Source organism: Sedimentitalea sp. (genome assembly GCF_039973035.1).
GTDB lineage: Bacteria > Pseudomonadota > Alphaproteobacteria > Rhodobacterales > Rhodobacteraceae > Sedimentitalea.
Window position 1 is genome coordinate 39,753 of record NZ_JBDWLR010000042.1, and the last position, 25,353, is coordinate 65,105.

The 25,353-nt window shown below is 59.8% G+C and carries 24 protein-coding genes; 12 read left to right on the forward strand and 12 right to left on the reverse strand.

Annotated elements, in window-relative coordinates; all coding sequences use genetic code 11:
- The first annotated feature begins 7 nt into the window (after positions 1-7).
- A complete protein-coding gene (locus ABJO75_RS08900; RefSeq protein ID WP_348135371.1) occupies positions 8-265 on the forward strand; it encodes a BolA family protein in 258 nt (85 codons plus the stop codon).
- Positions 266-352: 87 nt separating this feature from the next.
- Here ABJO75_RS08900 and ABJO75_RS08905 read toward each other — a convergent pair whose 3' ends face one another.
- Positions 353-1,615, reverse strand: a complete 1,263-nt coding sequence (locus ABJO75_RS08905) for a SulP family inorganic anion transporter (RefSeq protein ID WP_348135373.1) — start codon at positions 1,613-1,615, stop codon at positions 353-355.
- Between the two features lie 125 nt (positions 1,616-1,740).
- Between ABJO75_RS08905 and ABJO75_RS08910 the strand changes: the two genes are divergently transcribed.
- Positions 1,741-2,928 (forward strand): MFS transporter, encoded by a 1,188-nt coding sequence (locus ABJO75_RS08910; RefSeq protein WP_348135375.1) that lies wholly within the window; start codon positions 1,741-1,743, stop codon positions 2,926-2,928.
- A gap of 8 nt (positions 2,929-2,936) precedes the next feature.
- On the opposite strand, the gene ABJO75_RS08915 is transcribed toward ABJO75_RS08910, so the two are convergent.
- The 4 genes from ABJO75_RS08915 to ABJO75_RS08930 form a co-directional block, all read right to left on the reverse strand.
- Positions 2,937-3,338 carry a DUF4177 domain-containing protein gene (locus ABJO75_RS08915; RefSeq protein ID WP_348135376.1) on the reverse strand — a complete coding sequence of 134 codons (402 nt, stop codon included), beginning with the start codon at positions 3,336-3,338 and terminating at the stop codon, positions 2,937-2,939.
- 64 nt (positions 3,339-3,402) lie between these two features.
- The gene (locus tag ABJO75_RS08920; protein WP_348135378.1) at positions 3,403-3,873 is read right to left on the reverse strand and encodes a thioesterase family protein; all 471 of its coding nucleotides are present in this window, start codon (positions 3,871-3,873) and stop codon (positions 3,403-3,405) included.
- Positions 3,874-4,019: 146 nt separating this feature from the next.
- Positions 4,020-5,531, reverse strand: coding sequence for an Asp-tRNA(Asn)/Glu-tRNA(Gln) amidotransferase subunit GatB (gene gatB / locus ABJO75_RS08925; RefSeq protein ID WP_348135380.1), 1,512 nt, complete (start codon positions 5,529-5,531; stop codon positions 4,020-4,022).
- Positions 5,532-5,603: 72 nt separating this feature from the next.
- Positions 5,604-6,035: a hypothetical protein gene (locus ABJO75_RS08930; RefSeq protein WP_348135383.1), complete on the reverse strand. Its 432-nt coding sequence runs from the start codon at positions 6,033-6,035 to the stop codon at positions 5,604-5,606.
- Positions 6,036-6,167: 132 nt separating this feature from the next.
- Here ABJO75_RS08930 and ABJO75_RS08935 point away from each other — a divergent pair, with 132 nt between their 5' ends.
- Positions 6,168-6,761, forward strand: a complete 594-nt coding sequence (locus tag ABJO75_RS08935) for a hypothetical protein (protein WP_348135385.1) — start codon at positions 6,168-6,170, stop codon at positions 6,759-6,761.
- A complete protein-coding gene (locus ABJO75_RS08940) occupies positions 6,755-7,684 on the forward strand; it encodes a hypothetical protein (RefSeq protein WP_348135387.1) in 930 nt (309 codons plus the stop codon). The genes ABJO75_RS08935 and ABJO75_RS08940 overlap by 7 nt, the downstream gene beginning before the upstream one ends.
- Positions 7,685-7,789: 105 nt before the next feature.
- On the opposite strand, the gene pepN is transcribed toward ABJO75_RS08940, so the two are convergent.
- The gene (gene pepN / locus ABJO75_RS08945) at positions 7,790-10,342 is read right to left on the reverse strand and encodes an aminopeptidase N (RefSeq protein WP_348135389.1); all 2,553 of its coding nucleotides are present in this window, start codon (positions 10,340-10,342) and stop codon (positions 7,790-7,792) included.
- A gap of 265 nt (positions 10,343-10,607) precedes the next feature.
- Here pepN and ABJO75_RS08950 point away from each other — a divergent pair, with 265 nt between their 5' ends.
- The 4 genes from ABJO75_RS08950 (at position 10,608) to ABJO75_RS08965 (ending at position 14,779) form a co-directional block, all read left to right on the forward strand.
- A complete protein-coding gene (locus ABJO75_RS08950) occupies positions 10,608-12,755 on the forward strand; it encodes a malate synthase G (RefSeq protein WP_348135391.1) in 2,148 nt (715 codons plus the stop codon).
- 81 nt (positions 12,756-12,836) lie between these two features.
- Complete coding sequence (locus ABJO75_RS08955; RefSeq protein ID WP_348135393.1) at positions 12,837-13,262, forward strand: heme-binding protein; 426 nt, start codon at positions 12,837-12,839, stop codon at positions 13,260-13,262.
- 126 nt (positions 13,263-13,388) lie between these two features.
- Positions 13,389-14,159: a gamma-glutamyl-gamma-aminobutyrate hydrolase family protein gene (locus ABJO75_RS08960; RefSeq protein ID WP_348135395.1), complete on the forward strand. Its 771-nt coding sequence runs from the start codon at positions 13,389-13,391 to the stop codon at positions 14,157-14,159.
- A gap of 80 nt (positions 14,160-14,239) precedes the next feature.
- Positions 14,240-14,779: a flavodoxin domain-containing protein gene (locus ABJO75_RS08965; protein WP_348135397.1), complete on the forward strand. Its 540-nt coding sequence runs from the start codon at positions 14,240-14,242 to the stop codon at positions 14,777-14,779.
- A 7-nt stretch (positions 14,780-14,786) separates the two neighbouring features.
- Here the strand turns inward: ABJO75_RS08965 and ABJO75_RS08970 are convergent, their stop codons facing one another.
- Both ABJO75_RS08970 and ABJO75_RS08975 read right to left on the reverse strand, forming a co-directional pair.
- Entirely contained in the window at positions 14,787-17,024 is a 2,238-nt protein-coding gene (locus tag ABJO75_RS08970; protein WP_348135398.1) for a molybdopterin cofactor-binding domain-containing protein, read from the reverse strand.
- Between the two features lie 3 nt (positions 17,025-17,027).
- Positions 17,028-17,492, reverse strand: coding sequence for a (2Fe-2S)-binding protein (locus ABJO75_RS08975; protein WP_348135400.1), 465 nt, complete (start codon positions 17,490-17,492; stop codon positions 17,028-17,030).
- A gap of 102 nt (positions 17,493-17,594) precedes the next feature.
- Between ABJO75_RS08975 and ABJO75_RS08980 the strand changes: the two genes are divergently transcribed.
- Positions 17,595-18,176: a TetR/AcrR family transcriptional regulator gene (locus tag ABJO75_RS08980; protein ID WP_348135402.1), complete on the forward strand. Its 582-nt coding sequence runs from the start codon at positions 17,595-17,597 to the stop codon at positions 18,174-18,176.
- A gap of 12 nt (positions 18,177-18,188) precedes the next feature.
- Here the strand turns inward: ABJO75_RS08980 and kynA are convergent, their stop codons facing one another.
- The 4 genes from kynA to ABJO75_RS09000 all read right to left on the reverse strand — a co-directional run bounded on the left by kynA (position 18,189) and on the right by ABJO75_RS09000 (position 21,511).
- Positions 18,189-19,022 (reverse strand): tryptophan 2,3-dioxygenase, encoded by an 834-nt coding sequence (gene kynA / locus ABJO75_RS08985; protein ID WP_348135404.1) that lies wholly within the window; start codon positions 19,020-19,022, stop codon positions 18,189-18,191.
- Positions 19,019-19,501 (reverse strand): GNAT family N-acetyltransferase, encoded by a 483-nt coding sequence (locus tag ABJO75_RS08990; protein WP_348135406.1) that lies wholly within the window; start codon positions 19,499-19,501, stop codon positions 19,019-19,021. The genes kynA and ABJO75_RS08990 overlap by 4 nt, the downstream gene beginning before the upstream one ends.
- Positions 19,498-20,691, reverse strand: a complete 1,194-nt coding sequence (gene kynU, locus ABJO75_RS08995) for a kynureninase (RefSeq protein ID WP_348135408.1) — start codon at positions 20,689-20,691, stop codon at positions 19,498-19,500. Before kynU ends, ABJO75_RS08990 begins: the two co-directional genes overlap by 4 nt.
- Before the next feature lie 67 nt (positions 20,692-20,758).
- Complete coding sequence (locus ABJO75_RS09000; protein WP_348135410.1) at positions 20,759-21,511, reverse strand: SDR family NAD(P)-dependent oxidoreductase; 753 nt, start codon at positions 21,509-21,511, stop codon at positions 20,759-20,761.
- Positions 21,512-21,690: 179 nt separating this feature from the next.
- On the opposite strand from ABJO75_RS09000, the gene ABJO75_RS09005 reads away from it, so the two are divergent.
- The 3 genes from ABJO75_RS09005 to ABJO75_RS09015 all read left to right on the forward strand — a co-directional run bounded on the left by ABJO75_RS09005 (position 21,691) and on the right by ABJO75_RS09015 (position 25,285).
- The gene (locus ABJO75_RS09005) at positions 21,691-22,140 is read left to right on the forward strand and encodes a methyltransferase (RefSeq protein WP_348135412.1); all 450 of its coding nucleotides are present in this window, start codon (positions 21,691-21,693) and stop codon (positions 22,138-22,140) included.
- A gap of 124 nt (positions 22,141-22,264) precedes the next feature.
- Positions 22,265-23,839, forward strand: a complete 1,575-nt coding sequence (locus ABJO75_RS09010) for a Re/Si-specific NAD(P)(+) transhydrogenase subunit alpha (protein ID WP_348135414.1) — start codon at positions 22,265-22,267, stop codon at positions 23,837-23,839.
- A gap of 12 nt (positions 23,840-23,851) precedes the next feature.
- Positions 23,852-25,285, forward strand: coding sequence for an NAD(P)(+) transhydrogenase (Re/Si-specific) subunit beta (locus tag ABJO75_RS09015; RefSeq protein WP_348135416.1), 1,434 nt, complete (start codon positions 23,852-23,854; stop codon positions 25,283-25,285).
- The last annotated feature ends 68 nt before the right edge of the window (positions 25,286-25,353 follow it).

The window sequence follows — 25,353 nt, forward strand, 5'->3', positions numbered from 1 at the left end:
ACAAAATATGAGCGTCACCAACGATATTCATGAGCGGCTTCAGGCCGCTTTTTCCCCGACGATATTGGATGTTGTCGATGACAGTGAAAGTCATCGCGGCCATGCCGGGTATCAGGAGGGCGGCGAAAGCCATTTTAACGTCCGTATCCGGTCAGAGGCGTTTCGCGATCAGTCCCGGATTGAACGACACCGCGCTGTACATAAGGCGCTTGGGGCTGATCTTGTAGGGCGTATTCACGCGCTGTCGCTGGATATTGGCATCTGAACGCAGGCTGATATTTGTCGATGGGCTCCGATATCTGCTGCACTTAAAGACCTGCCAAACTTCGGAGTATTGACACGGTCGTGCCGCTCAGCGATCCGGCGGCGTCCATCCGGGTGGCGGCACGTCCCGGCGGCGCAGGCGCAGGGCGAGCCCAAGTGCGACGCCGACGCCGATTGCAACGGTCAGGTCGGCGACCACGGTCAGAACCAGTGTCAGCACCAGCAGGAACTTGTCGGATCGTCGGCCGGACGCATAGCCGCGCCATTTGTGCGGCTCGCTCATGTTCCAGGCTGTCAGGATCAACAACCCGGCCAGTGCGGGCAGCGCCAGTTTTCCCGCCAACGGGGCCGCCACCAGCATGATCAGCAAGATGGTCAGCGCATGCACGATTCCCGCGACAGGTGTGCGCCCGCCGGCGCGAACATTGGTTGCGGTGCGTGCAATTGCCCCGGTCGCAGGGAGGCCGCCGAATAGTGCCGATCCGATATTGGCCGCACCTTGCGCCAGCACCTCTGCGTTGGGGCGATGCTGTCCTCCGATCATCCGGTCGGCAACCATCGCCGACAACAGCGATTCCACTCCGGCGAGAAACGCGATCACCACAGCGGAAGGCAGCAATTCAACCACCCGCGCCAATGTGATTTCAGGGAGATGTGGAACGGGTAGGGAAGCGGGCAAGGCGCCGAAGCGCGACTCGATTGTATCCACAGGGAACCCGGCCCAAAGCGCGATGGCCGACATCAACCCAACCGCAACAATCAATCCGGGAAACCGCGGAGACAGCCGCCGAAGCAGGACGATAAGGACCATGGTCCCCACGCCAATGGAACAGGCGGCAAGCGTCAATGTATCACGCGAGTCCCAGAGCGCGGTTACCTTGGCAATGAATTCCGCAGGCACCTCACGCATCTCAAGACCCAGCAGATCCTTGATCTGGCTGGTCGCGATGATCACCGCGATGCCGATGGTAAAGCCGTTAATCACCGGTTCCGGAACATGGGAAATCAGGCTGCCCGCTCGCAGATACCCGGCGGTCAACAGGATGATCCCCGCCATCAGCGTTGCCAGCACCAGCCCGTCATAGCCATGCTCGACAATCACGCCAAACACCACCACGATGAACGCGCCGGTCGGGCCACCGATCTGTACGCGGCTGCCGCCGATCAGCGAAATCAGTAACCCGGCTACGATCGCCGTCACTAGTCCCTTGGACGGATCCGCGCCCGATGCAATGGCGATGGCAAGGCTCAGGGGCAGCGCGACCATCGCAACAGTGATCCCGGCGACCACATCGGCCCCGAATTCCGCGCGCGTATAGCCCGGAAGAGTCGTCAACAGTTTGGGTTTCATGCCTTATCGGTACCGCTGCAACGCAGCGAGATCAAGAGCCCATGACTTGACCAAGTCAGGGGCGCTGCGTAGGCAAGATCGAGCGCCCGGCCGGGGGCAACGGAACAGTCGGAAGGTCATCAATCATGAATGGGCGTCTTGCGGTGGTGTTCGGGGCCTGCCTGACCCAGTTCACGATCATCGGTCTGCTGTTTTCATATGGCATTTTCATCAAGGCGTTCGAGACCGAGTTCGGCTGGTCGCGCACACTGTTGTCAGGCTGTTCAACTCTTGCCTTTTTCATGATGGGGCTGCTTGCAATGGTCGGCGGCCGTCTCAGCGACCGGTTCGGGCCGCGCCGGGTGCTGGCCGTAACCGGACTCAGCTATGGTCTGGGCTATGTTCTCATGTCGCAGATCAACGCGCCGTGGCAGCTATACCTGATCTTTGCCACCTTCCTCGGGCTGGGGCTTGGCTCGCATGATGTTGTAACGCTCTCCACCATTGGGCGTTGGTTCTCGGCGCGCCGGGGCATCATGACCGGGCTTGTCAAGGTCGGCACCGCCACCGGGCAGATCATTGTGCCGCCGCTTGCCGCGCTGCTGATCGCCGGGTTTGGCTGGCGCATGGCGTTGATAATTCTAGGCGTGTCTGCGGCAATCCTGCTTTTCACCGCCGCGATGGCCATGCGAAGCCCGCCGGTTGCCGCCAGTGCCGATCCTCTTTCCGCGCCGCAGGGGATGACGTTTGACTCGGTCCGCCGCACCCGTGCGTTCTGGACGCTTGGTGCTGTCCAGTTTCTGCTGATGCCTTCGCTGTTCACCGTACCGCTGCACGTGGCGGTTCATGGCATGGACATCGGGATGAGCGCGCCCTTTGCGGCGACATTGCTTTCGGTGATCGGGGCGGCGAGCATCGCGGGGCGGCTATCGGTGGGCGGACTGGTTGATCGCATTGGTGGGCGCAACGGGTATATTCTTTGCTTTGCGGCCCTGATCGCTGGTCTTGCCGTTCTGATCCTCGGCCATGCCCAGATTGCGCTTTTTGCCGCGGTAGCCATTTATGGCTTTGGACATGGCGGGTTCTTCACCGTGGTCTCTCCCACAGTCGCCGAATTCTTTGGCCTGCGCGCGCATGGGGCGATTTTTGGCACGGTGCTGTTCTTTGGGACTGTCGGCGGCGCGCTCGGCCCGATCCTGGCCGGTCTCGTCTTCGACACCACGGGCAACTACGTGATCGCCTTCAGCGGGCTTCTGGTCATGGCGATACTTGGTCTCGCGCTGGTTCTTTCGCTGCCGAAGCCCGATCCCGAAACCGTTCCGGCCAAGGCCTGACGCATCGGTCAGGTTGGGTCGCGTTCGCTCTCCTGCCGCTCGGCCGTTGGCTCGACGCCTGATACCAGCGGAGGCGTGCGCACCGGTTCTTCGACATTGACCGGTGGGGCCGCCACAACGGCAGGGGCGGTGACTGCGGGCGTGTCCATCACCGGGGCAACCACGGCTGAGTCATCTTCAAGCGCCCGGCGAAACACCAGCACATTGCGCCAGTGAGTCGCCGACCCGGTCAGGCCCGTGCGCTCTTCGCTCGGCAACAATTCGGCTCGCAGGTATTCCCAGCCTGACGCGGCCAGTTCATTCAGCACCGCCTCGACCGATAACGCAAAGCGTCCCTCGGGCGTTTTGACACCCTTGGTTTTCTGCCCTTTTTGCGGGGCAGGGACGACCTTGTATTCATAGCGTGACATGTCTGCGATCCCGAGTTCTTTCTGCGCGCTTCCTATAACAGCGCGATTGCGATCAACACCAGCCCTATCGCCGGATCCCGATACTGCGCCCGGCTTTGTCGGGCCGGGGCAGACCCGCCTGCGCGGCCGCCATCGCCGCGAACTTTTCGGCCACATCCGGCGGGAAGGGTGCAACCTTGGGCCCGCTCATGTCGATATGCAGCCCCAAGGCTTCGCCCGTTGCGGCAAGCCAGCCATCCTCGTGGAACAGTTCCTGATAGCAGTGAAAACTCTTGTCCGAATGATCCACCAGTTGGAAACTTACCCGCACCCGGTCGCCCTCGTGCAATTCGCGCACGTAACAGATGTGGAACTCTGCCGTATAGGTCGTGAAACCCCGCGTCTTGGCATAGTCCGGCCCCAAGCCCAGCAGTTCGTAGGCCTCGTCGCCGCAGGTATCGAACAGCACGTTGTAGTATGCCATGTTCAAATGGCCGTTATAATCGATCCACTCCGGTTTAACGGTCATCACACTGGACATGAATGGCGCGCTCATAGTCTTCTCCCTTGACCTGCCTGTACCAACCCTAACGCGGTTTTTCCACGCAGAGTAGGGGCGGGACCCGTCCGAGTTTGATCACACGGATTGGCTTGATCCGGGTTCGATGCGGATCAGGCGATTTCGAACGGTTTGGCTGGAATTCAGAGCGCCAGCTTGGCGGCCACGATCTCGTTCACGGCCTTGGGATTGGCCTTGCCACCCGTCGCCTTCATCACCTGACCCACGAACCAACCGGCCAGTTTTGGATTGGCGTTGGCCTTTTCCACTTGCGCCGGGTTTTCGGCGATCACCTTGTCGACTGCAGCCTCGATGGCGCCTGTATCGGTAACCTGTTTCATCCCGCGTTTCTCGACAATGTCCGCAGGGTCTCCGCCTTCGGTATAGACGATCTCAAACAGGTCCTTGGCGATCTTGCCGCTGATATCGCCCTTGGAAATCAACTCGATGATGCCGCCCAGTTGTGCCGGGGATACCGGGCTTTCGCCGATATCGTGGTCTTCTTTCTTGAGCCGCCCGAACAGTTCGTTGATCACCCAGTTCGCCGCCAGTTTGCCATCACGGCCTTCTGCGACAGCTTCGAAATAGCCTGCGGATTCCAGATCAGCCGTCAGCACCGACGCATCATAGTCGGACAGGCCAAAGTTCTTGATAAAACGCGCCTTCTTGTCATCCGGCAATTCCGGAAGGCTGGCCGCGATGTCATCGACCCAGCCCTTTTCGATCTCAAGGGGCAACAGGTCAGGATCGGGGAAGTAGCGGTAGTCATGCGCTTCTTCCTTGGAGCGCATCGACCGCGTTTCGCCCTTGTCCGGATCATAGAGCCGGGTTTCCTGATCGACGGTCCCGCCGCCTTCGACAATCGCGATCTGACGCCGTGCCTCGACATCAATCGCCTGCTGAATAAAGCGCATCGAGTTCATGTTCTTGATCTCGCAACGGGTGCCGAGATGAGAAAAATCCTGTGTTTCCTGATATTTCTCGTACTGACCGGGGCGGCAGATCGACACGTTCACGTCCGCGCGCAGGTTGCCGTTCTGCATGTTTCCGTCGCAGGTCCCGAGATAGCGCAGGATCTGGCGCAGCTTGGTCACATAGGCGGCGGCCTCTTCGGGGCCGCGAATGTCGGGACGCGAGACGATCTCCATCAGCGCCACACCGGTCCGGTTCAGATCGACAAAGGACATGTTAGGATCCATGTCATGGATCGACTTGCCGGCGTCCTGCTCGATATGGATACGTTCGATCCGCACCAGTCGCGCGACGCCATCGCCCATCTCGACCAGCACTTCGCCTTCGCCGACGATCGGGTGGTATAGCTGCGAAATCTGATAGCCCTGCGGCAGGTCGGGATAGAAATAATTCTTGCGGTCAAAGGCGCTTGCCAGGTTGATCTCAGCCTTCAGGCCAAGTCCTGTGCGTACGGCCTGTTCGATGCAATACTCGTTGATCACCGGCAACATGCCCGGCATTGCCGCATCCACGAAGGCAACGTTTGAATTCGGCTCTGCGCCAAATTTGGTCGATGCGCCCGAGAACAGTTTGGCGTTCGAGCTGATCTGCGCATGCACCTCCATGCCGATGACCAGTTCCCAGTCATGCTTGGCTCCGGCAATGATCTTGGGCTTGGGGGTTGTATAGCTCAGGTCCAGCATGGCGTGCCTCTTGTCGGTGATGGATTGCCTTCTAGGCCAGCGGCGCAAGCGTCGCAAGGGGGGCGCTGCGACCTAGAAGAATGCAAAATGATTGCGTCTGACCCTTATGCCGCGCATCTCAAGCGCTTTTTCAAACGCGCGGTGTGGCGGTGTAGCTTCAAACGGCAGCTGTACGCGTTTCTTGTTGTGCAACACCGCGCGGACCCGCACCGACAAATCCCACCGCGTGTCAAACCGCATGTGGTCGATTTCGTCCAGTTCCAATTCGCCTCGCCGACGCCCGCTGTGCCATTGCAAGGCCCTGTCGCTCAGGCACAATCCGGCGGCGGTATTTTGGTAGAAATCCCAGAGGGCGGGAAGCGTCAAAAGGGCCAGCCCACCAACCAGCGAGATAGCGGCGTCCAACACCACCACCGCCGCAATCAGCACCACATAGATCAAGGTCAAAAGGATCGCCATCCGGGTGGTACGTGCGTTGCGCTCAAAGATGAAATCCGCAGCCATCATTTGCGGCCCGCGAGTGGTGTCGGCCGATGCGGGAAGCCTGTGTTGCATGCGCAAGGGGCGCGGGTTTGGTTCTTTCTGCACATCGAAGGAAAATATGGTATCATTCGGCTATTTGAAAGGCATTTTGCAATGATAGATACTGCAGATCCGATTATACTCTTTCGAATGTTCGAGCGCATGACGCTGACTGCCACCGTGATTGTCGTGGCCCTTATCCTGATGATCGGATTTTGGCGTTCGGTGCAGAAAATCGATCTGGCGCAGGGGGGATCGCTTGGCATTGCCGGCTCTTTCGTCTTTTCGACGCCGGTGTTCGCGCTGCTGGTCATCGTCGGTTATGCCTATGTCAGCCTCTCGCATCCAATCAAGGTCGACGCCTCGCCACAGACTGGTGCGCCGACTGAGCTGGCACAGAGCAGCGGTGGTCAATCGCAATTTCTTGGGGCCGCTGGCGGTGCCGGAGCTGAGACCGCACCGGTTGGCTATGACCTTGCCACCGTGCACCGGCGGGTGCGCAGTCTGAATTGCCTGCTGCAGGACCAAGCGGTCAGCCCGCGTTTGCAGGACGACATGGCTGACATCAAACTGGCGCTGATGACACCGGTCTGGAGCGCGGATTGGGGTGATCCTGAGACCTTTGCGGATTGGGCAACGGGCAGGTCCACCGCGTCCCCGAATGCAATTGCTCGGGCAGTCTTTGAAGAGAGGCACCAGCTATGCTGAGATTGACACACCTGATCCTGACCGTCGCACTGGGCATGCCAGCAGCGGCACAGATGCAATATGACGACGCCGACCTGCAGCGTGTAAATGAGCGGTCGGTTCCGAATATCCGCAGTGTCTTTGTCGAAGACATCATAAGGCTGTTGCCGCGCGATCTGCGCCCCAAGGCCGCAGGCATCACCTTGGCATTTCCACGCAATGGGCCCAACCCGCTCGCCTTTTATGCCGAACCGTCGACTCAGACCATTTATATGCCGCTCAGCTCGATCCGCTTCTTCGATGACGTGGCGACATTGTTTGCGTGGTTTGAAAGCAAATCCTGTCAGCCGGAATATCTGCAATCCTATCTTTATTCCCTGCTGCGCAAGGGGCGGCCATTGCCGACCCCGCTGAAAGCCTTTTCTATCGATCGCGAAGTGGCCTTGGCCGATGCCTATACCAACGATGTTTCGACCAAGATTTTCTCTTCGGGGCTGCAGTTTATTCTGGCGCATGAGACCGGGCATTTGCTGCTGGAGCATACACCGGGCGTCGGCGCCGCCATCAGTCAGCAACAGGAAACCGCCGCTGATCTCTTCGCGCTCGAGCATTTTGCCCGGCTTGGCGGCGTGCCGATGGGGGTGCTGTGGTATTATATGGCCGCGTGGTGGCAGGACCCGCTGACAGCAGCGCGCGACAGCAGCAGTCATCCGGTGTCACCCGAGCGGATCCGGGCTCTGGGCCAGCGCCTGCTGTCCGATCCGATGGATTTCTCACACGGCGAAAATGATCCCACCAACGAGGCGGAACTGGTCCGCCAGATGGCCACAATGGTTCTGTCGCTGGCGGATCAGATCGACGAAGATGGCTTTCTGACGCTGTTGCCAAGCGAGATGGACCGCAATTATCCGGCTTCACGGTTTGATCGGGCCTGCCCCAGCTAATGCGTTTCGACATCAGCCTGCGTTACCTAACGCGTTGAAATCATAAAGCTCAACGCGTTAGTTGATCGACGGTATAGCACGTCAAAGCCGAAGCGCTTTGGGGCTTCAGGCGTCGCGAATGCGGCTGACCATTTCTGTCGTATCAGGAGACAGGTCCGGTGCGCCCGCAATACGCTCAAGTTCGGTCGCGATCTTGGACTGGCGGTCGCTGTCATAGCGCCGCCAGGTCTGGAATGCGCTACACATACGCGCCGTGGTCTGCGGGTTCACAGGATCAAGACGGATCAGCCAATTCGCAAGCAGGCGATAGCCCGATCCGTCGGCTGCATGAAAACCGGCGTGGTTCATCACCAGCGCACCCAGCGTGGCGCGGAAACGGTTGGGGTTCTTCCAGTTGAAATCCGGGTGCTCTGTCAGGGTCTCGGCAACAGCAGCGGCCTTGTCTGGTGCGGCTTGGACAATCTGCATCCCGAACCATTTGTCGATTACCAGCCGGTCGTCCTGCCATTGGTCGTAAAAGGCCGCGACCTCTTCGCTGCCTTTGCCGGCTGCCAGCAGACAGCCGAGGGCAGACAGTTGCAAAGTCATGTTGTCCGCCGCCGAATACTGCGCTGCGGCCTGCGTGCCGCCATCCAGACGCGTGACCAGTGACAGGGCCCGCGCACCAAGCGCGCGTTTGCTGGTCTGATCCGGGTCCGGGCGATAGGGGCCATCCACGCGACATTCGGCCAGAATGCGCGGCAGCACATCCTGAGCATGTTGGGCCATTGTCAACGCCAGTGTTTCGCTGGCTTGCCAGATCGCATCAGGATCGGGTGTGGTGCCCGCTTCGGCCAGGGCGGCGGCCAGTTCTGACTGGCTCGGTTGGCCCAGCATCAAGGCGCGGTAGGCCGGATCGAGATCCGCATCGCGCAGCACCGCCAGCATACCGTCCAGATAATCCGCCCCCGCAGGCGCGCCGGACGTGGCCATGTTCATCAGCGTTTCGCGGGCCAATGCACGGCCCGCTTCCCATCGATTGAACGGATCGGTGTCGTAGGCCAGCAGAAAAGCCCGTTCGGCGGTGTCGACCTCGCGGTCCAGCACGACCGGTGCGGAAAACCCGCGCAGGATTGATGGAATTGGCTTTGCCGCCAACCCTTCAAACGCAAAGCTCTGCGTGGCTTCGGTCAGTTCAAGCGTTTCGGTGGCATGGACTTCGTCGCCATTGGGGCCCAGCAGGCCAAGGCTGATCGGAATCACCTGTGGTTGTGGATCGGATGTGGACGCACTGGCCGCGAGCGACTGTGCAAAGTGCAGCGTATAGGTGCCGTCGTTCCACTCTTCACGCACCGACAGGCGCGGCGTACCTGCTTGCGAATACCAGCGCTTGAATTGCGTGAGGTCGCGGCCCGTGACATCCTCGAACACTTGCAACCAGTCTTCGATGGTGCAGGCCTGCCCGTCGTGGCGCGCGAAGTAGAGATCAAGCGCCCGCGCATAATCGGCATCGCCGACCAGCCGTTTCAGCATGCCGATGACCTCAGCGCCTTTTTCATAGACGGTCGCGGTGTAGAAGTTGTTGATTTCCTGAAAGCTTTCGGGCCGCACCGGATGCGCCAGTGGCCCCTGATCCTCGGGGAACTGGCGCGCACGCAGTTCGATCACATCGCTGATCCGCTTGACGGGTGCGCTGCGCAGGTCGCTGGTGAACTGGCTGTCACGATAGACGGTCAGCCCCTCTTTCAGACACAGCTGAAACCAGTCGCGGCAGGTGATGCGGTTGCCGGTCCAGTTGTGGAAATACTCATGGGCGATGATCGCCTCAATACGCTCGAAATTTGCGTCGGTCGCCGTTTCCGGACTTGCCAGCACGGCGGAAGAGTTGAAGACGTTCAGCCCCTTGTTTTCCATCGCACCCATGTTGAAATCATCCACCGCAACGATGTTGAACACGTCCAGATCGTATTCGCGGCCATAGACTTCTTCGTCCCACTTCATGGACTTTTTGAGCGCTTCCATACCAAACGCGCATTTGCCTTCGTCTCCGGCGCGAACATAAAGGTTGAGATCAACCGTCTTGCCAGAGCATGTCGCAAAGCTGTCCGAGTGGGCCACCAATTCGCCCGCGACGAGGGCAAAGAGATAGGCCGGTTTGGGCCAGGGATCATGCCAGATCGCGTGACCCTCACCCTGCACCTGCGGGTTGCCGTTGGACAAAAGTACCGGGTGGGGGCCTTTGATCTCGACCGTGAACACGCTCATCACGTCGGGCCGGTCGGGGTAGTAGGTGATCTTGCGGAACCCTTCGGCCTCGCATTGGGTGCAATACATGCCGTTGGACATGTAGAGCCCTTCTAGCGCCGTGTTTCCCTGTGGGTCGATTTCGACTTCGCATTCCCAGACAAAGGATGCGTCGGGAACCGGGCAGGTCAGCCCTTCGTCCGTAATCTCCGGGGTCACCGGTTGCCCATCGATCGCCGCCTTGATCAATGTCAGTTCTTCGCCATGCAGAAAGAACTTGTGGTCCGTCGCCTCGGGGTTGGGGGCAAAGGCAATGCGGCTGGTGACCCGCGTCGCGTTGGGTGACAGATCAAATGTCAGATGAACGGACTCAACGACAAATCCAAAGGGCGTGTAATCCTTCAGATAGATTGTCTGTGGGGCGGTGTCCTTCATGGGGATTGGTCTCCGGAGTGAGGCAGGTGTTGTTGCGGGACGTTAGGTTCGCGCGCCCAGAGGTGCAACCGGCCGATGTCGTTGATCTGTAGCTATGGTGACGATGGCTTTGGAACATGATGGGTTCCCGCAAGCCCGACAAATGCGCGTTCTGAGACGACCGCTGGCCTTAAGCGCTCGTATTGTGGTCGCTTGTTGCCTATCGGAAACTTTCGATCTAACAAGCCCGGTATACATTCGTGCACATCTCAAGAGAGGGACCTCAATGAGCGAAAGAACCGTGATCCAGGGGCTGCAAATTGCGCCCGAACTTGTGGAGTTCATCGAAGAAAAGGCGCTCCCGGGGACGGATATCAGCGCGGATCAGTTCTGGGCTGGCCTTGCGCGAGTGATGAACGAGTTGGGTCCGGAGAACCGCGCATTGCTGGAGCGACGCACAGAGCTGCAGGGCAAGATCGACGCCTGGCACCTTGAGCATCGCGGCAAAACGCACGATCACGTGGCTTACAAGGCGTTCCTTGAGGAAATCGGCTATCTGCTGCCCGAGGGCGATGACTTCCAGATCGATACGGAAAACGTCGATCCCGAGATCGCCACGGTTCCGGGCGCGCAGTTGGTGGTTCCGGTCACGAATGCACGGTATGCGCTCAATGCTGCGAATGCCCGCTGGGGCAGTCTTTATGATGGGTTCTACGGTACAGATGCCATGGGCAGTACGCCGCCTGCGGGTGGGTATGATCGCGGGCGCGGCGCGCGGGTTGTCGCGCGGGCGCGGGTGTTTCTGGACGAAGCCTTTCCGATTGCCGGTGCCAGCCATGCCGATGTGCGCCGCTATCATGTTCATGATGGGGCGTTGCTGGTTGACGGTCAGCCGCTCGCAAACCCGGCGCAATTCGTCGGGTATCGCGGCAATCCCAAGGCGCCGGACGGGGTGGTTCTGGTCAATCACGGGCTGCATGTGGAACTGGTCTTTGACCGTGCGCACCCCATTGGCAGCCACGATCAGGCAGGTCTTGCCGATGTGCTGATGGAAAGCGCGATGACCGCGATCATGGATTGCGAGGATTCCGTTGCCTGTGTCGACGCCGAAGACAAGGTGCTGGCCTATGGCAACTGGCTGGGCCTAATGCGGGGCGATCTGGCCACGACGCTGGAGAAGGGCGGCAAGACCGTCACCCGCGCACTTAATCCTGATCGGGAATATACCGCGCCGGATGGGGGCACACTGTCGCTCAAGGGGCGGGCGCTGATGCTTGTCCGGAATGTGGGTCATCTGATGACCAACCCGGCAATACTCGACGACGCGAGCAATGAAACGTTCGAAGGCCTGATGGACGCGATGGTGACCGTACTGATTGCCATGCATGATCTGAAAAGGGACGGGGGCAATTCGGTCAAGGGATCGGTTTATGTTGTGAAACCCAAAATGCACGGCCCCGAAGAGGTCGCCTTTGCCGCGCGCACCTTTGACATGGTCGAGGATGCGCTGGGCCTGCCGCGCAACACGGTCAAGATAGGCATCATGGATGAAGAGCGGCGCACCAGCGTCAATCTCAAGCAATGCATCCGCGCCGCCAAGAGCCGCGTCTGTTTCATCAATACAGGATTTCTGGACCGCACCGGGGATGAAATTCATACGTCGATGGAGGCGGGGCCGTTTTCGCGCAAGGACTTCATCAAGCGCAAGGACTGGATCGGGGCCTATGAGGACCGCAATGTCGACATCGGGCTGGAGTGCGGTCTACAGGGCAAGGCGCAGATCGGCAAAGGTATGTGGGCAATGCCCGACATGATGGAGGCGATGCTGGATCAGAAGATCGCCCATCCCCGCGCCGGAGCCAATACCGCCTGGGTGCCAAGCCCGACGGCGGCGACATTGCATGCGCTGCACTATCACAAGGTCGATGTGTTCGCGGTTCAGGACAAACTGAAGGCAGGGGGGCGGCGCGCGCATGTTGATGCCGTGTTGACCATCCCGCTGGCGACGTATCAGCGTTGGACGGACGAACAGAAAACCCGTGAGGTCGAGAACAACGCACAGGGCATTCTGGGCTATGTCGTGCGCTGGATCGATCAGGGCGTCGGCTGTTCCAAGGTGCCGGACATCAATAACGTCGGACTGATGGAAGACCGCGCGACCTGCCGGATCTCGGCCCAACATATCGCGAATTGGTTGCACCATGGGATCGTCAGCGAGACAGAGGTGCAGGATGCGATGCGCCGGATGGCCGCCGTCGTGGACGGGCAGAATGCCGGTGATCCGCTTTATCGTCCAATGGCACCAGGATTTGACGGGATCGCCTTTCAGGCGGCCTGTGATCTGGTGTTCAAGGGACGCGAGCAACCTTCAGGCTATACCGAGCCGGTGTTGCATGCGCGGCGTCTGGAGCTGAAAGCCGCCGGTCGCGCGTAAGGCAAAATTTGGGAACGAGGGGGCTGTCTGCCCTCTCGTGTTTGCCAACGCTGTTTTCAGCAAAAAAATGGGAATGCAGACATGACGATTTCATTGCGCAAGGCGCGTACGATCATCCGCAAGACACTTGAGAAAGGTCGCGAGCTGGAGCTCAAGCCGCTGTCGGTGGTGGTTTTGGATGCGGGCGGCCACGTGCAGGCGTTTGAACGCGAAGACGGGGCCTCTCCGGGTCGCTTTGCTATTGCACATGGCAAGGCCTATGGGGCGGTGATGCTGGGCATGGCCGGAACGGCGCAGATGGCGCGGGCGGAACAGCAGGCCTATTTCATGGGCGCGGTGAACGGGCTCTTTGGCGGTCAGATGGTCCCCGTGCCGGGTGGCGTGCTGTTGCGCGACAAGAAAGGTGTTGTCATCGGGGCCGTTGGCGTGACCGGGGATACGTCAGACAATGACGCCGCCGCCGCGATAGCGGGAATTGAGGCCGCGGGTCTGACCGGCGAAATCTAACCTGCCTGTTCTCTGCGCAATGGTGCGTCACAACACACCCACTTGCGCCGCCATGCAGGGTCCGGGAGTTGCCGAACGTCACGGGGCGTCTTAGACTTGTCCAAACAAAAGCGGACAGGCAAATACATGACGCGCCCAATTGTAGGCATCATCGGTAACACGCACCTGATCAATGACGAATACCCCGCCCACGCGGGCGGGTCACATAATTCCGAAGCCGTCGCCGAAGTCGCCAAGTGCATGCCACTGCTTATCCCCGCCGATCCGAGATATCTGTCGGTCGAGGAGTTGCTTGAGACATGTGACGGGTTCCTGCTGACCGGGGGGCGTCCGAACGTGCATCCCGAGGAATATGGCGAGGACGCAACCGAGGCGCATGGGGCGTTCGATCGGGCACGCGATGCGATTACCCTGCCGCTGGTGCGGGCCTGTGTCGAACGTGGGCAGCCGTTCTTTGGGATTTGCCGTGGTTTTCAAGAGGTCAACGTCGCCATGGGGGGGACGCTTTACCCTGAAATTCGCGACCTGCCGGGGCGCATGAACCACAGGATGCCGCCCGACGGCACGATGGAAGAGAAATTTGCGCTGCGCCACATGGTTGAATTTTCCGAGGGCGGTGTGTTTCACAATCTGTTTGGTACCACTCAGGTGATGACCAACACGTTGCACGGGCAGGGGATCAAACGACCCGGTTCCCGCATTGTGATCGATGGCTATGCGCCGGATGGCACGCCCGAAGCGATCTATGTCGAAAACGCGGCGGGTTTTACCCTGTCAGTCCAGTGGCATCCGGAATGGGATGCCGCCAATGACCCTGTGTCGCGCCCGCTGTTCACAGCGTTTGGCGATGCGGTGCGGGCCTGGGCGGCGCGTCCTCCGTTGCAAAAGAGCGCCTGATCCCCCGGACACCTTGATCCGGCGCAAGGCCGGGGTATTCAATTTCGTGCAGACTGTCCGTGCAAAGCGGAGGACAGCACATGAAGATCTTGATTTGTTATGCCACAACCGAAGGACAGACGCGCAAGATCGCGCGCTTCTGTGCCGATCAGCTGTTTGCGGGCGGTCACAATGTCGAAGTTCTGGCTGTGAACGACGCAGAGGCGCTGGACCTCGCGGGTTTTGATGCCGCGATCCTCGCTGGATCAGTGCACATCGGACGATTGCAACGCGAACTGGCCACTTTCGCCGAGGCGAGCGCACCGGCGTTGAACGGACTTCCGACCAAATTGCTCGTCGTTTCTTTGTCGGCTGCGGGAGGTGAAAAGTCCGAGATGGACGATCTTGACCGGATGGCTCAGGCGTTTTGCCACGAAACCGGATGGACCCCAGGTGCCGTGCATCACGTTGCCGGTGCGTTTCGGTTCACCGAATATGATTTTTTCAAATTCTGGGCGCTGCGTTGGATCGCGGCGCGAAAGGGGCAGAAAGTCGACCCAAATGCTGACATGGAATATACCGATTGGGCGGTATTGGCAGATCTCTTGAAGGATTGGCCGGGCCCGCAGAGCCCGGCCTGAAGCGCAGTCAAAGCAGCAGATCGAAGCTTTTGCTGAAGGGCAACTCGCGCGCCCGCGTTCCGGTCAGATCGAACAGGGCATTGCCAAGTGCCGGCATCGATGGCGGGGTGCCCGGTTCACCCGCACCGCTGATGTGGCGCTTGTTCTCCAGAATCGCGACTTCGGTTATCGGTGCGGTATGCATGCGAATCGCGTCGTAGTCGGGAAAGTTCATCTGTTCGACTTCGCCATCGGCAAAGGTAATCTCTCCGAAACAGGCGGCAGACAGGCCATAGTTCATACCGCCGATCATCTGCGCCTCGATGATGCTGCGGTCCAATGCAATCCCGACATCACAAGCGATCCAGGCCTTGTTGATGCGGATCGTGCCGTCTTCGTCGACGACTTCGATCACCTGCGCAACCGGCGTGCCAAAACTGTAGGTAAAGCCGACGCCACGCCCGACACCCTCTGGTGTCTTGCCGGTCCAGCCTGACATATCGCGCACTGTTTCAAGGCAGGCAGCGGCAGGGGCCCATTCGGCCATGGCAAGTTCAAGCCGGAACTCAAGCGGATCACGCCCCGCAGCATGGGCCATCTCATCGATAAAACTGTCCAGCAGGAACCCGTTGACAGAGGCACCGACCGAGCGCCAGAAACCAACGGGGACGGCAAGATCGGCGAGATATCCCCGGACGCGGAAATTCGGAATGGCGTAGGGCGCATTAAAGGCCCCGTCGACCGTGGTCTTGTCGGGGCCAGCAGCGGGTGCGCCCATCCAGCGGCCCATCGCCTGATGTGCGCAGGACTGGGCCGCGATGCCGCCGTCCAGCATCACCGCCTTGCCATCCTGCACCGCGCCCCGGAAACGCCCGATGGCGGCGGGGCGATAGAAATCATGCTGCATGTCTTCTTCGCGCGACCATGTGACCTGAACTGGAACGTCAGGCATTTCCTTGGCCACACGCGCGGCGAGCACGGCGAAATCCACCTCGCCCCGACGCCCAAAGCCGCCGCCAAGATAGGTGGTGTGCACGTCAACCGCTTCGGGTTCCAGCTCGACAGCCTTGGCGCAATGGCGGGCAACGAATATAGGGGCCTGATTGCCGCACCAGATGTCAAGCTGAGTGCCGGAGTACAGCGCGGTGGCGTTCATCGGTTCCATTGTCGCATGCGCAAGATAGGGGACTTGATATTCGGCACGGACCTCGGTGGCACCTGCGGGGATCGTTTCCACGTCACCATCATCGCGCATGGTCGAATTTGCGTCGGCGCCAAAGGCAGCTGCGATCTTGGCCAATATCTGATCGGTCTCGGGCGGATAGGGGGCCTCTTCCCATTCGATTTCGAGACTCTCTAGCGCCTGCATCGCAATCCAGGTGTTGTTGGCGACAACGGCCACGCCGGTGCCAAGATCGATCACCTTTTCGACCCCCGGCATCTGTTTTGCTGCTGTCGCGTCAAATTTCGTCATGCCCGCGTGGCGAGGAGACATCCGAACCGAGGCAAATTTCATCCCGTCCAGCCGAACATCAATGCCGAATTCGGCGGTGCCCGTGGATTTCCCCACCATGTCGACGCGTGGCTGCGATTTGCCCAGCAGGCGCCATTCAGTCGAGGGACGCACACCGGCCTTTACCGGATCAAGCGCGGCCGCAGCGACCGCCAGCTCGCTATAGGCGATCTCGGTTCCGTCCGGCGCGATCACCTTGCCGTCTGCTGTCTTTAACGATTGCCGGTCCAAGCCGAGTTGCTGGGCGGCAGCTTCTTTCAAGGTCTCGCGGGCCGAGGCCCCTGCGGCACGCATACGTTCAAACCCGTCCACCATCGAGGTTGATCCGCCGGTGACCTGCATCCCAATGACCTTGCCAATCTTACCAAGGGTTTCGGCAACACCATGCATGAAATCGGATTTGTCATATCCCTTACCGGGCAGGACCTCGCCCATCAGGGCGCTGTTGTAATAGGCGGCGGCGGCCGGGCCGTGCAGCACGCGGATCTGATCCAGTTCGACATCCAGTTCTTCGGCGATCAGCGCGGCCCAGGTGGTCTTGACCCCTTGGCCCATCTCGGCACGCGGGGCAAACAGGGTGACGCCTTGCTGATCAATCAGCACAAAGGGATTGAGCGCGGCTTCGCCCTCGGCGGGTTTCAATGGGTTGGGGGCGGGACGCGACACATAGTAGGCACCAAAGGCCACGCCACCGACGATGGCGGCAGAGCCGATCAGAAATGTGCGGCGGGCGATTTTACCGATGCTTGCCATGATTCACGCCTCCTTCATCTTGCCGGCGGCGTCGTGAATCGCGGCGCGGATACGGGGGTAGGTGCCACATCTGCACAGGTTGCCCTGCATCGCGTCGTCGATATCGGTATCGGTGGGGGCCGTGTTTTCGGCGAGCAATGCGGCGGCCTGCATGATCTGGCCGGACTGGCAATATCCGCATTGTGCCACCTGATGTTCGACCCAGGCCTGCTGGATCGCGGCCATCGCGTCGGGCGTGCCGACACCTTCGATGGTCGTGACATCGCCCCAGACATCAGAGAGCGGCACCTGACAACTGCGCACCGCTTCGCCGTCGATATGGACCGTGCAGGCGCCGCAGGCGGCGACGCCACAGCCAAACTTGGTCCCTGTAAGGCCGATTTCATCGCGCAGAACCCAAAGCAGCGGCACTTCGTCGGGGAGTTCCACCTGATGCGATTTGCCGTTAATGGTGAGTTGTGTCGACATGGCTGGCCCTCGATTACGGTGGTTGCTCTGACGTTTTGACATATAGATTAAAATATGTCAGAACGTCAATAGTAGGACGACAGGAAGATCAAGACTTTTGCCATGACAAGCGACTCAAACGATTCCAGGCAGACATCCATATTGCGGGCAGCATCCTCTGCCTTTGCGGCCTATGGGTTTCGCAAGACCTCGATGAACGACATTGCGGACGGCGCGGGTATGTCGCGTCCGGCGGTCTATCTGCACTACAAGAATAAGAACGACATCTATCGCAGCCTCATTCAGTTGTATTACAATCAGGCGGCTGACGGTCTGAAAACAGTCTTTGATGCGGGGAAGCCGGTGGCAGAAACCCTGCGCAATGCGTTTGACGCACAGTTTGGCGATATGCTCGAAGATGTACTGGCGTCAGCTCACGGAATGGAGTTGCTCGACACCGCAGAAAAGACAGCCGCCGACGTCAAAGAGGCGGGCGAGGCGCGGCTGCATGATCTTTACTCAGACTGGCTGCGCCACGAGGCCGAGCAGGGCCGCATATTGCTGCCCGAAACTGCCGAACAGATCGCAGAAGTCATTTTGGTTGGCCTGAAGGCACTCAAGACAACGGTCAGCAGCGTCCCGGAACTGCGGACAAAGCTCGCGGCCTACGCATCCCTGATCGGGCGCGGGCTGGAGGCTGCCTAAGCCGCGAACGCCTCAGAGATCGGTCCGCAAGTGCCAGAGCTCGGGGAACAGTTCGACCTCAAGCATCCGTTTGAGATAGCTGATGCCGCCTGTTCCACCAGTGCCGCGTTTGAACCCTATGACGCGTTCCACCGTGGTCACGTGATTAAACCGCCATCGACGAAAGTAATCCTCAAGATCGACCAGTTTCTCTGCGAGTTCATAGAGTTCCCAGTGCGTTTGCGGCTCACGATAGACATTGCTCCACGCGGCGGCCACGGCCTCGCTCTCGGCGTGTGGTTCTTCAAGCGCCCGGTTGAAAACCTCGTCTGGCAAGGGAAAGCTTTGGCTTAAGGCACGCAAAGCCACGTCATACAGCGAGGGCTGCGCCAGCTCCTTTGTCAGCAGCGCCGTGATGCCGGGGCGGTGGACATGTGGTTTCAGCAGGGCGGTGTTGCGGTTGCCCAACATGAACTCGATCTGGCGGTACTGATGCGACTGGAACCCGGAAGATTGCCCAAGTGCCTCGCGAAACGTGGTGTAATCGCTCGGTGTCATGGTCCGCAGCACGTCCCAGGCATTGTTCAATTGCTCAAAGATCCGGGACACGCGGGCCAGCATCTTGAACGCTGGGCGACGATCGGAACTCTGCAGGGTTGCGCGCGCAGCGGTCAATTCGTGGATAGCCAGCCGCATCCAAAGTTCTGACGTCTGGTGCTGAATGATGAACAGCATCTCGTCATGGGCATCCGACAGTGGATGCTGCGCGTCTAGAACCTTGGGCAGATTCAGATAGTCACCATAGGACATGCGCCCGTCAAAGGACATCTGCGCACCCTCGCGCGCCGGATCATAGGGGTCGGTCATTCTGTCGGCTCCAGTTTCAAGTCCATGCGAAACCGTTCCAGCGGCACGCCATCGCGCATCACTGTTTCCGCTTCGATCTCGCGCCAGCCCTGACGCGCGAAAAACTTGCGCGCCAAGTGGCTGGCTTCGGTTGTCATTTGGTAAAGGTGCATCTTGCGTGCGGATTGCAGCACGTTGTCATGCAGCGCAGCAGCCACCCCGCGCTGCATATAGGCGGGCGCGACAAAGGCCATATCCAGATGGCCATCGGCTTCCATCGACATAAAACCGACAATGGTAGAACCGACATGCGCGACAAACGTGGTTGCATCACTCAGGCGGGCGCAATTCGCAGGGGTCGGTTCGGGCACGTGGGCGCACCACGCATCCCGTTGCGTCTGATCATAATGATCCGTTGTCCCGCCCCGAACCGCATCAAAGAAAACTTGCCAACAGCCGGCACAATCCTGCGCCGCATAGGGGCGTACCGTCCATGTCATGTTACCGCCGAACGAGCCTTGTACTCTGCCCGATCCCACAACCGGTTCTTCATCACATCCTGAATGATCGCAACGGCGGCCCGGACGTCGTCGGCATCAATGTAGAGCGGTGTAAAGCCGAACCGCATGATGTCGGGCGCGCGGAAATCGCCGATCACGCCACGGGCAATAAGCGCCTGCATGGCGGCATAGCCGTCTTCAAAGCGGAAAGAAACCTGGCTGCCGCGCCGGGCCGCATCGCGCGGGCTGGCGAGGGTCAGCATGGGACATGCGGCCTCGATCTCGGCGATGAAAAGCTCGCACAGGTCAATGGAGGTTGCCCGGACATCGGCCATATCGGCCATATCCCAGATATCGAGCGCGGTTTCCAATGCGGTCATCTGGATGATCGGTGGTGTGCCGACCCGCATCCGTTCGACCCCGCTGCCCGGACGATAGCTTTTCTCGAAGGCAAAAGGCGCGTCATGACCCAACCAGCCCGACAGGGCAGGGACCGCGCGATTGGCGTGGCGCGGTGCGACATAGATGAACGCAGGCGCGCCGGGGCCGCCATTGAGGTATTTATAGGTGCAGCCGACGGCAAAATCTGCACCGGCCCCCGCGACGTCCACGGGCACCGCGCCCGCCGTATGCGCCAGATCCCAAACCGTCACCACACCTGCGTCATGCGCGCGTTTGGTCAGCGCTGCCATGTCATGCAGCCGACCGGTGCCATAGTCGACTTCGGTCAGCATCAGCACCGCGACCTCATCAGTGATCGCATCTGCCACCTCGTCCGGTGCGACGATACGCAGTTCGTGACCCCTGTTCAGGCTGCTCAGCAACCCTTCGGCCATGTAAAGATCGGATGGAAAATTGCCGCTGTCGGTCAGGACCACGCGGCGGTCCGGGTTCATATCGAGCGCGGCGGCAAGCGCCTGATAGACCTTAATGGACAGGGTATCGCCCAGAACCACATGCCCCGGTTCTGCCCCGATCAATTTGCCGACCCGATCGCCCAAGGCCATCGGCATCGCCATCCAACCGGCCTTGTTCCAGCCAGTGATCAGCATCTCACCCCATTCCTGGGTCAGCATTTCCGCGACCCGTGCGGGCGCGGCCTTGGGCAACGGGCCAAGTGAATTGCCGTCCAGATAGAGCACACCCTCGGGGATCTCGAACATTGCCTTTGTGGCTGCAAAATCGGTCATCGTACTTCCTTGTTGTCAATTGATCGCGGCATCATGGCCTGACCGTCGTGCTTTAGGGTCCGTCCGATCACATCTGGCCTCCGGCGATCTCGATAACCTGACCGTTCACGCTCTCGGATCCAGGGCGCACCAGCCACATTGCTGCTGCGGCGATCTCTTCGGGGGCGATCAGGCGCTTGTGGCGGTTGGCGTTCACCATCACCGCACGCGCGTCGTCTTCGCTGATTCCGGCGCGTTTTGCGATGTTATCGGTGTTTCGTTCAACAATGGGGGTGTCGACATAGGCAGGACAGATTGCGTTGAACGTCATCGGTTTGCCCATGTAATCCTCGCTCAGGGCGCGGGTCAGGCCGATCAACCCGTGCTTGGACGCGGTGTAACAGGCCGCGCCGGGCAGGCCTTTGACACCGGCGATCGAGGCCATGGTGATGACGCGGCCCCAATCGGTCTGGCGCATGCTGTGCAGGCATTCGCGGATGGTCAGGAATGCGCCATCCAGATTGGTCGCCATCATGTTGCGCCAGAATTCCATGCTGGTCTTGTGCACGGCGCGTCCTTCGGCAATGCCGGCATTGGCCACACAGATTTGGATTGGGCCGCGTGCCTCGACCGCGGCGGCGATTTTGGCGACGACATCATCCTCGTCACGGACATCCATGGCCATGCCAAAGATCCCGTCGCCAGCGACCTCGTCCAGCACCTCTTGGCGCCGCCCGGTAATCGTGACCTGTGCGCCTTCTGCCGCCAGTGCGCGCGCAATCGCCAGACCGATACCGGTGCCGCCACCGGTGACGAGCGCGTGCTTACCCTGAAGTGTCATCATGTTCCTCCGTTGCTTGCTGCGCACCCTATCCGGTCGCACGTCAGAGGCAAGCCGCCCTGTGGCAAGGGTGCGTCGATGCGTACACATGCGCAGGGTGGAAACAATCCGCGAATCCGGTGCACAATTCCAAAACGCATATGGGGCTGAGAAATTATAATGTGGGCAGCGGTGATCCGATGAAATGGCTTGATGTCCCCCCGGTCTGGTTGTCGCTGTTCGTTGTGCTGGCTTGGCTCCAGTCCAGATATTTCTCTTACGGACTGGACTTTGGCGCTGGCTGGGCGGACCTGCTGGGTGGCATGTTGATCGGTGGTGGCCTCTTGCTGATGGTATTGGCCGTGTCCGAATTCCGCCGTCACGCCACAACGATCAACCCACATGGCACGCCCCAACGGTTGATCCAGTCAGGAATTTTCAGCCGTTCGCGCAACCCGATCTATGTCGGCGACACACTGGTTTTGGCCGGGCTTATCCTGCGCTTTGATGCGGTGCTCGCATTGCCCTTGGTGCCGGTTTTCGTCTGGGTGATCGAAAGACGTTTTATCCTGCCGGAAGAAGACCGGTTGCGAAGAACGTTCCGCACAGATTTCGCAAGGTACGAAAGAAAAGTGCGCAGATGGGTGTAAAGAAGTAAGATATTTGTCGCGCGTCCCTCTGCCGCGCTTGCGCACGAATGTTGCGCAAGGTAGTGAGGCGTGCAGAAATTAAGCCATTTTGCGCCCGCAATGGGCAAAATCAGGGGGACTTGGATTGAAGATAGGAACGCCGAAGGAAATTCACGACGGGGAACGTCGTGTCGCGATGACACCTGAAAGCGCACTCCAGCTTCAGAAGCTGGGCCATGAATGCCTGATCGAGACCGGAGCCGGCCTCGAAGCCGGATTCTCGGATGCTGTCTATGAGGCGGCGGGCGTCGAGGTTGTCAAAACCGCAGCTGCGCTGTTCAAAGCGGCGGATGTCGTTGCCAAGGTGCGCCCGCCCACGGATACCGAGGTCAAACGGCTGCGCAAGGATCAGACGCTGATTTCATTCTTCTACCCCGGTTCCAACGAGGAACTAATGGGGAAGGCGGCCGAAAAGGGTGCGACGGTCGTAGCCATGGACATGGTGCCGCGCATCAGCCGTGCGCAAAAGATGGACGCGCTATCTTCAATGGCCAATATCGCGGGCTATCGCGCGGTGATTGAGGCCGGCAACAACTTTGGCCGCTTCTTTACCGGTCAGGTGACTGCGGCGGGCAAGGTGCCTCCGGCCAAGGTGCTGGTGGTTGGTGCCGGTGTGGCCGGGCTGGCCTCGATCGGCACGGCGACCTCGCTGGGTGCGATCACCTATGCCTTTGACGTGCGCCCCGAAGTGGCGGAACAGATCGAATCCATGGGTGCGGAGTTCGTCTTTCTTGAATTCGAGGAATCAGAGCTTCCCGATGGTGCGGCGACCGGTGGTTATGCACCTCCGTCGAGCCCGGAGTTTCAGGCCAAGCAGCTTGAGAAATTCCGCGAAATCGCGCCGGACATGGACATTGTCATCACCACGGCCCTGATCCCGAACCGGCCGGCACCCGTGTTGTGGACCAAGGACATGGTCGAGGCGATGAAGCCGGGCAGCGTGATCGTCGACCTTGCGGCCGAGCGTGGCGGCAACTGCGAGCTGACTGTGATGGACGAGAAAATCGTGACCGACAATGGGGTTACGATTATCGGTTATACCGATTTCCCGTCGCGCATGGCGGCTCAGAGTTCGACGCTCTATGCCAACAACATCCGTCACATGATGACTGACCTCACGCCTGAAAAGGACGGGGTGATCAATCATGACATGGAAGACGATGTCATCCGTGGCTCGACCATCACCCATGCAAAAGAGGTTACATTCCCGCCTCCGCCGCCAAAGGTGCAGGCCATTGCGGCGAAGCCCAAGGAAAAGCCCAAGGAACTGACGCCCGAAGAGAAACGCGCCGCAGAAGTGGCCGAGTTCAAGGCGCAGACCAAGCAGCAAGTAACCTTGCTCGCAGTGGGCGCTGTGGTTCTGCTGGCGGTTGGTCTGGTTGCTCCGGCCAGCTTCATGCAGCATTTCATTGTCTTTGTTCTGGCGGTCTTTGTCGGCTTCCAGGTGATCTGGAACGTCAGCCACTCGCTGCACACTCCGTTGATGGCGGTAACCAACGCGATCAGCTCGATCATCATTCTGGGCGCATTGATGCAAATCGGCTCTGGTAGCTTCCTGGTGATCCTACTGGCAGCGCTGTCGATTTTCATGGCCGGGATCAACATTTTCGGCGGTTTCCTCGTCACGCGGCGCATGCTTGCCATGTTCCAGAAATCCTAAGGAGGCCGGGTAATGGAATTCGGATTCACAACGGCGGCCTATGTGGTCGCGGCTGTTCTCTTCATCCTGTCGCTTGGCGGTCTGTCCGGTCAGGAAAGCGCCAAGCGCGCTGTCTGGTATGGCATCGTGGGTATGGCACTGGCCGTCGTGGCCACGCTGATCGGGCCCGGTTCGGGTCTGTGGCTGTTGTCACTCCTGTTGATCGCGGGCGGTGGTACAATCGGCTATGTGGTCGCGCAGCGGGTCCAGATGACCGAGATGCCACAGCTTGTGGCGGCGATGCACTCGCTGGTCGGTCTGGCGGCGGTCTTTGTCGGCCTGAACGCGCATATCGAACTGGGCAACGTCATGGCGATGGGCCACGACGAACGCGAGGCGCTTGAAGGGTTTGCGGCGCTGCTCGCCCACAAATCCGGGGTGGAAATCTCTATCCTGCGGGTCGAACTGTTCCTCGGCATCTTTATTGGTGCGATTACCTTTACCGGGTCGGTCATTGCCTATGGCAAGCTGGCGGGCAAGGTGAACACGACGGCGACAAAACTGCCGGGTGGCCACGCGCTCAATGCCGGTGCTGCGGCGCTGTCGCTGATCTGCCTGATCTGGTATTTCAACACCGGTGGTTTCCTGCCGCTGGCATTGATGACCTTGGCGGCATTATTCATCGGATATCACCTGATCATGGGCATCGGCGGTGCCGACATGCCGGTGGTTGTCTCGATGCTGAACAGCTATTCGGGCTGGGCGGCGGCTGCGATTGGTTTCTCGCTGGGCAACGATCTTCTGATCGTGGTTGGCGCGTTGGTCGGCTCGTCCGGTGCGATTCTGTCCTACATCATGTGCAAGGCGATGAACCGTCACTTTGTCAGCGTGATTCTGGGCGGATTTGGCGGCACGTCGGGCCCGCAGATGGAAGTCGAAGGCGAACAGGTTGCCATCGAGGCAGACGGTGTTGCCGCTGCTCTGAACGATGCGGATAGTGTCATCATCATTCCGGGATACGGGATGGCGGTGGCTCAGGCGCAGCAATCGGTCAGCGAGTTGGTGCGCAAACTGCGTGCCAAGGGCAAGAACGTACGTTTCGCGATCCATCCGGTTGCCGGTCGTCTGCCCGGACACATGAACGTGCTGCTGGCTGAGGCCAAAGTGCCTTATGACATCGTGCTGGAAATGGACGAGATCAACGATGACTTCCCCGATACGGACGTCGCCATCGTGATCGGGTCCAACGACATCGTTAACCCCGCCGCACAGGAAGATCCCAACAGCCCCATCGCCGGGATGCCGGTTCTGGAATGCTGGAAGGCCAAGCAGGTCTTTGTCTCCAAGCGCGGGCAGGGCACAGGCTATTCCGGTATAGAGAACCCGCTGTTCTTCAAAGAGAACACGCGCATGTTCTATGGCGATGCCAAGGCGAGTTTGGACAAGCTTTTGCCGATGATCGAGTAATCGGACTAACCGCGACGTTGACAAAGCCCCTGCCGGTTTACCGGTGGGGGCTTTTTCATTTCAGACGC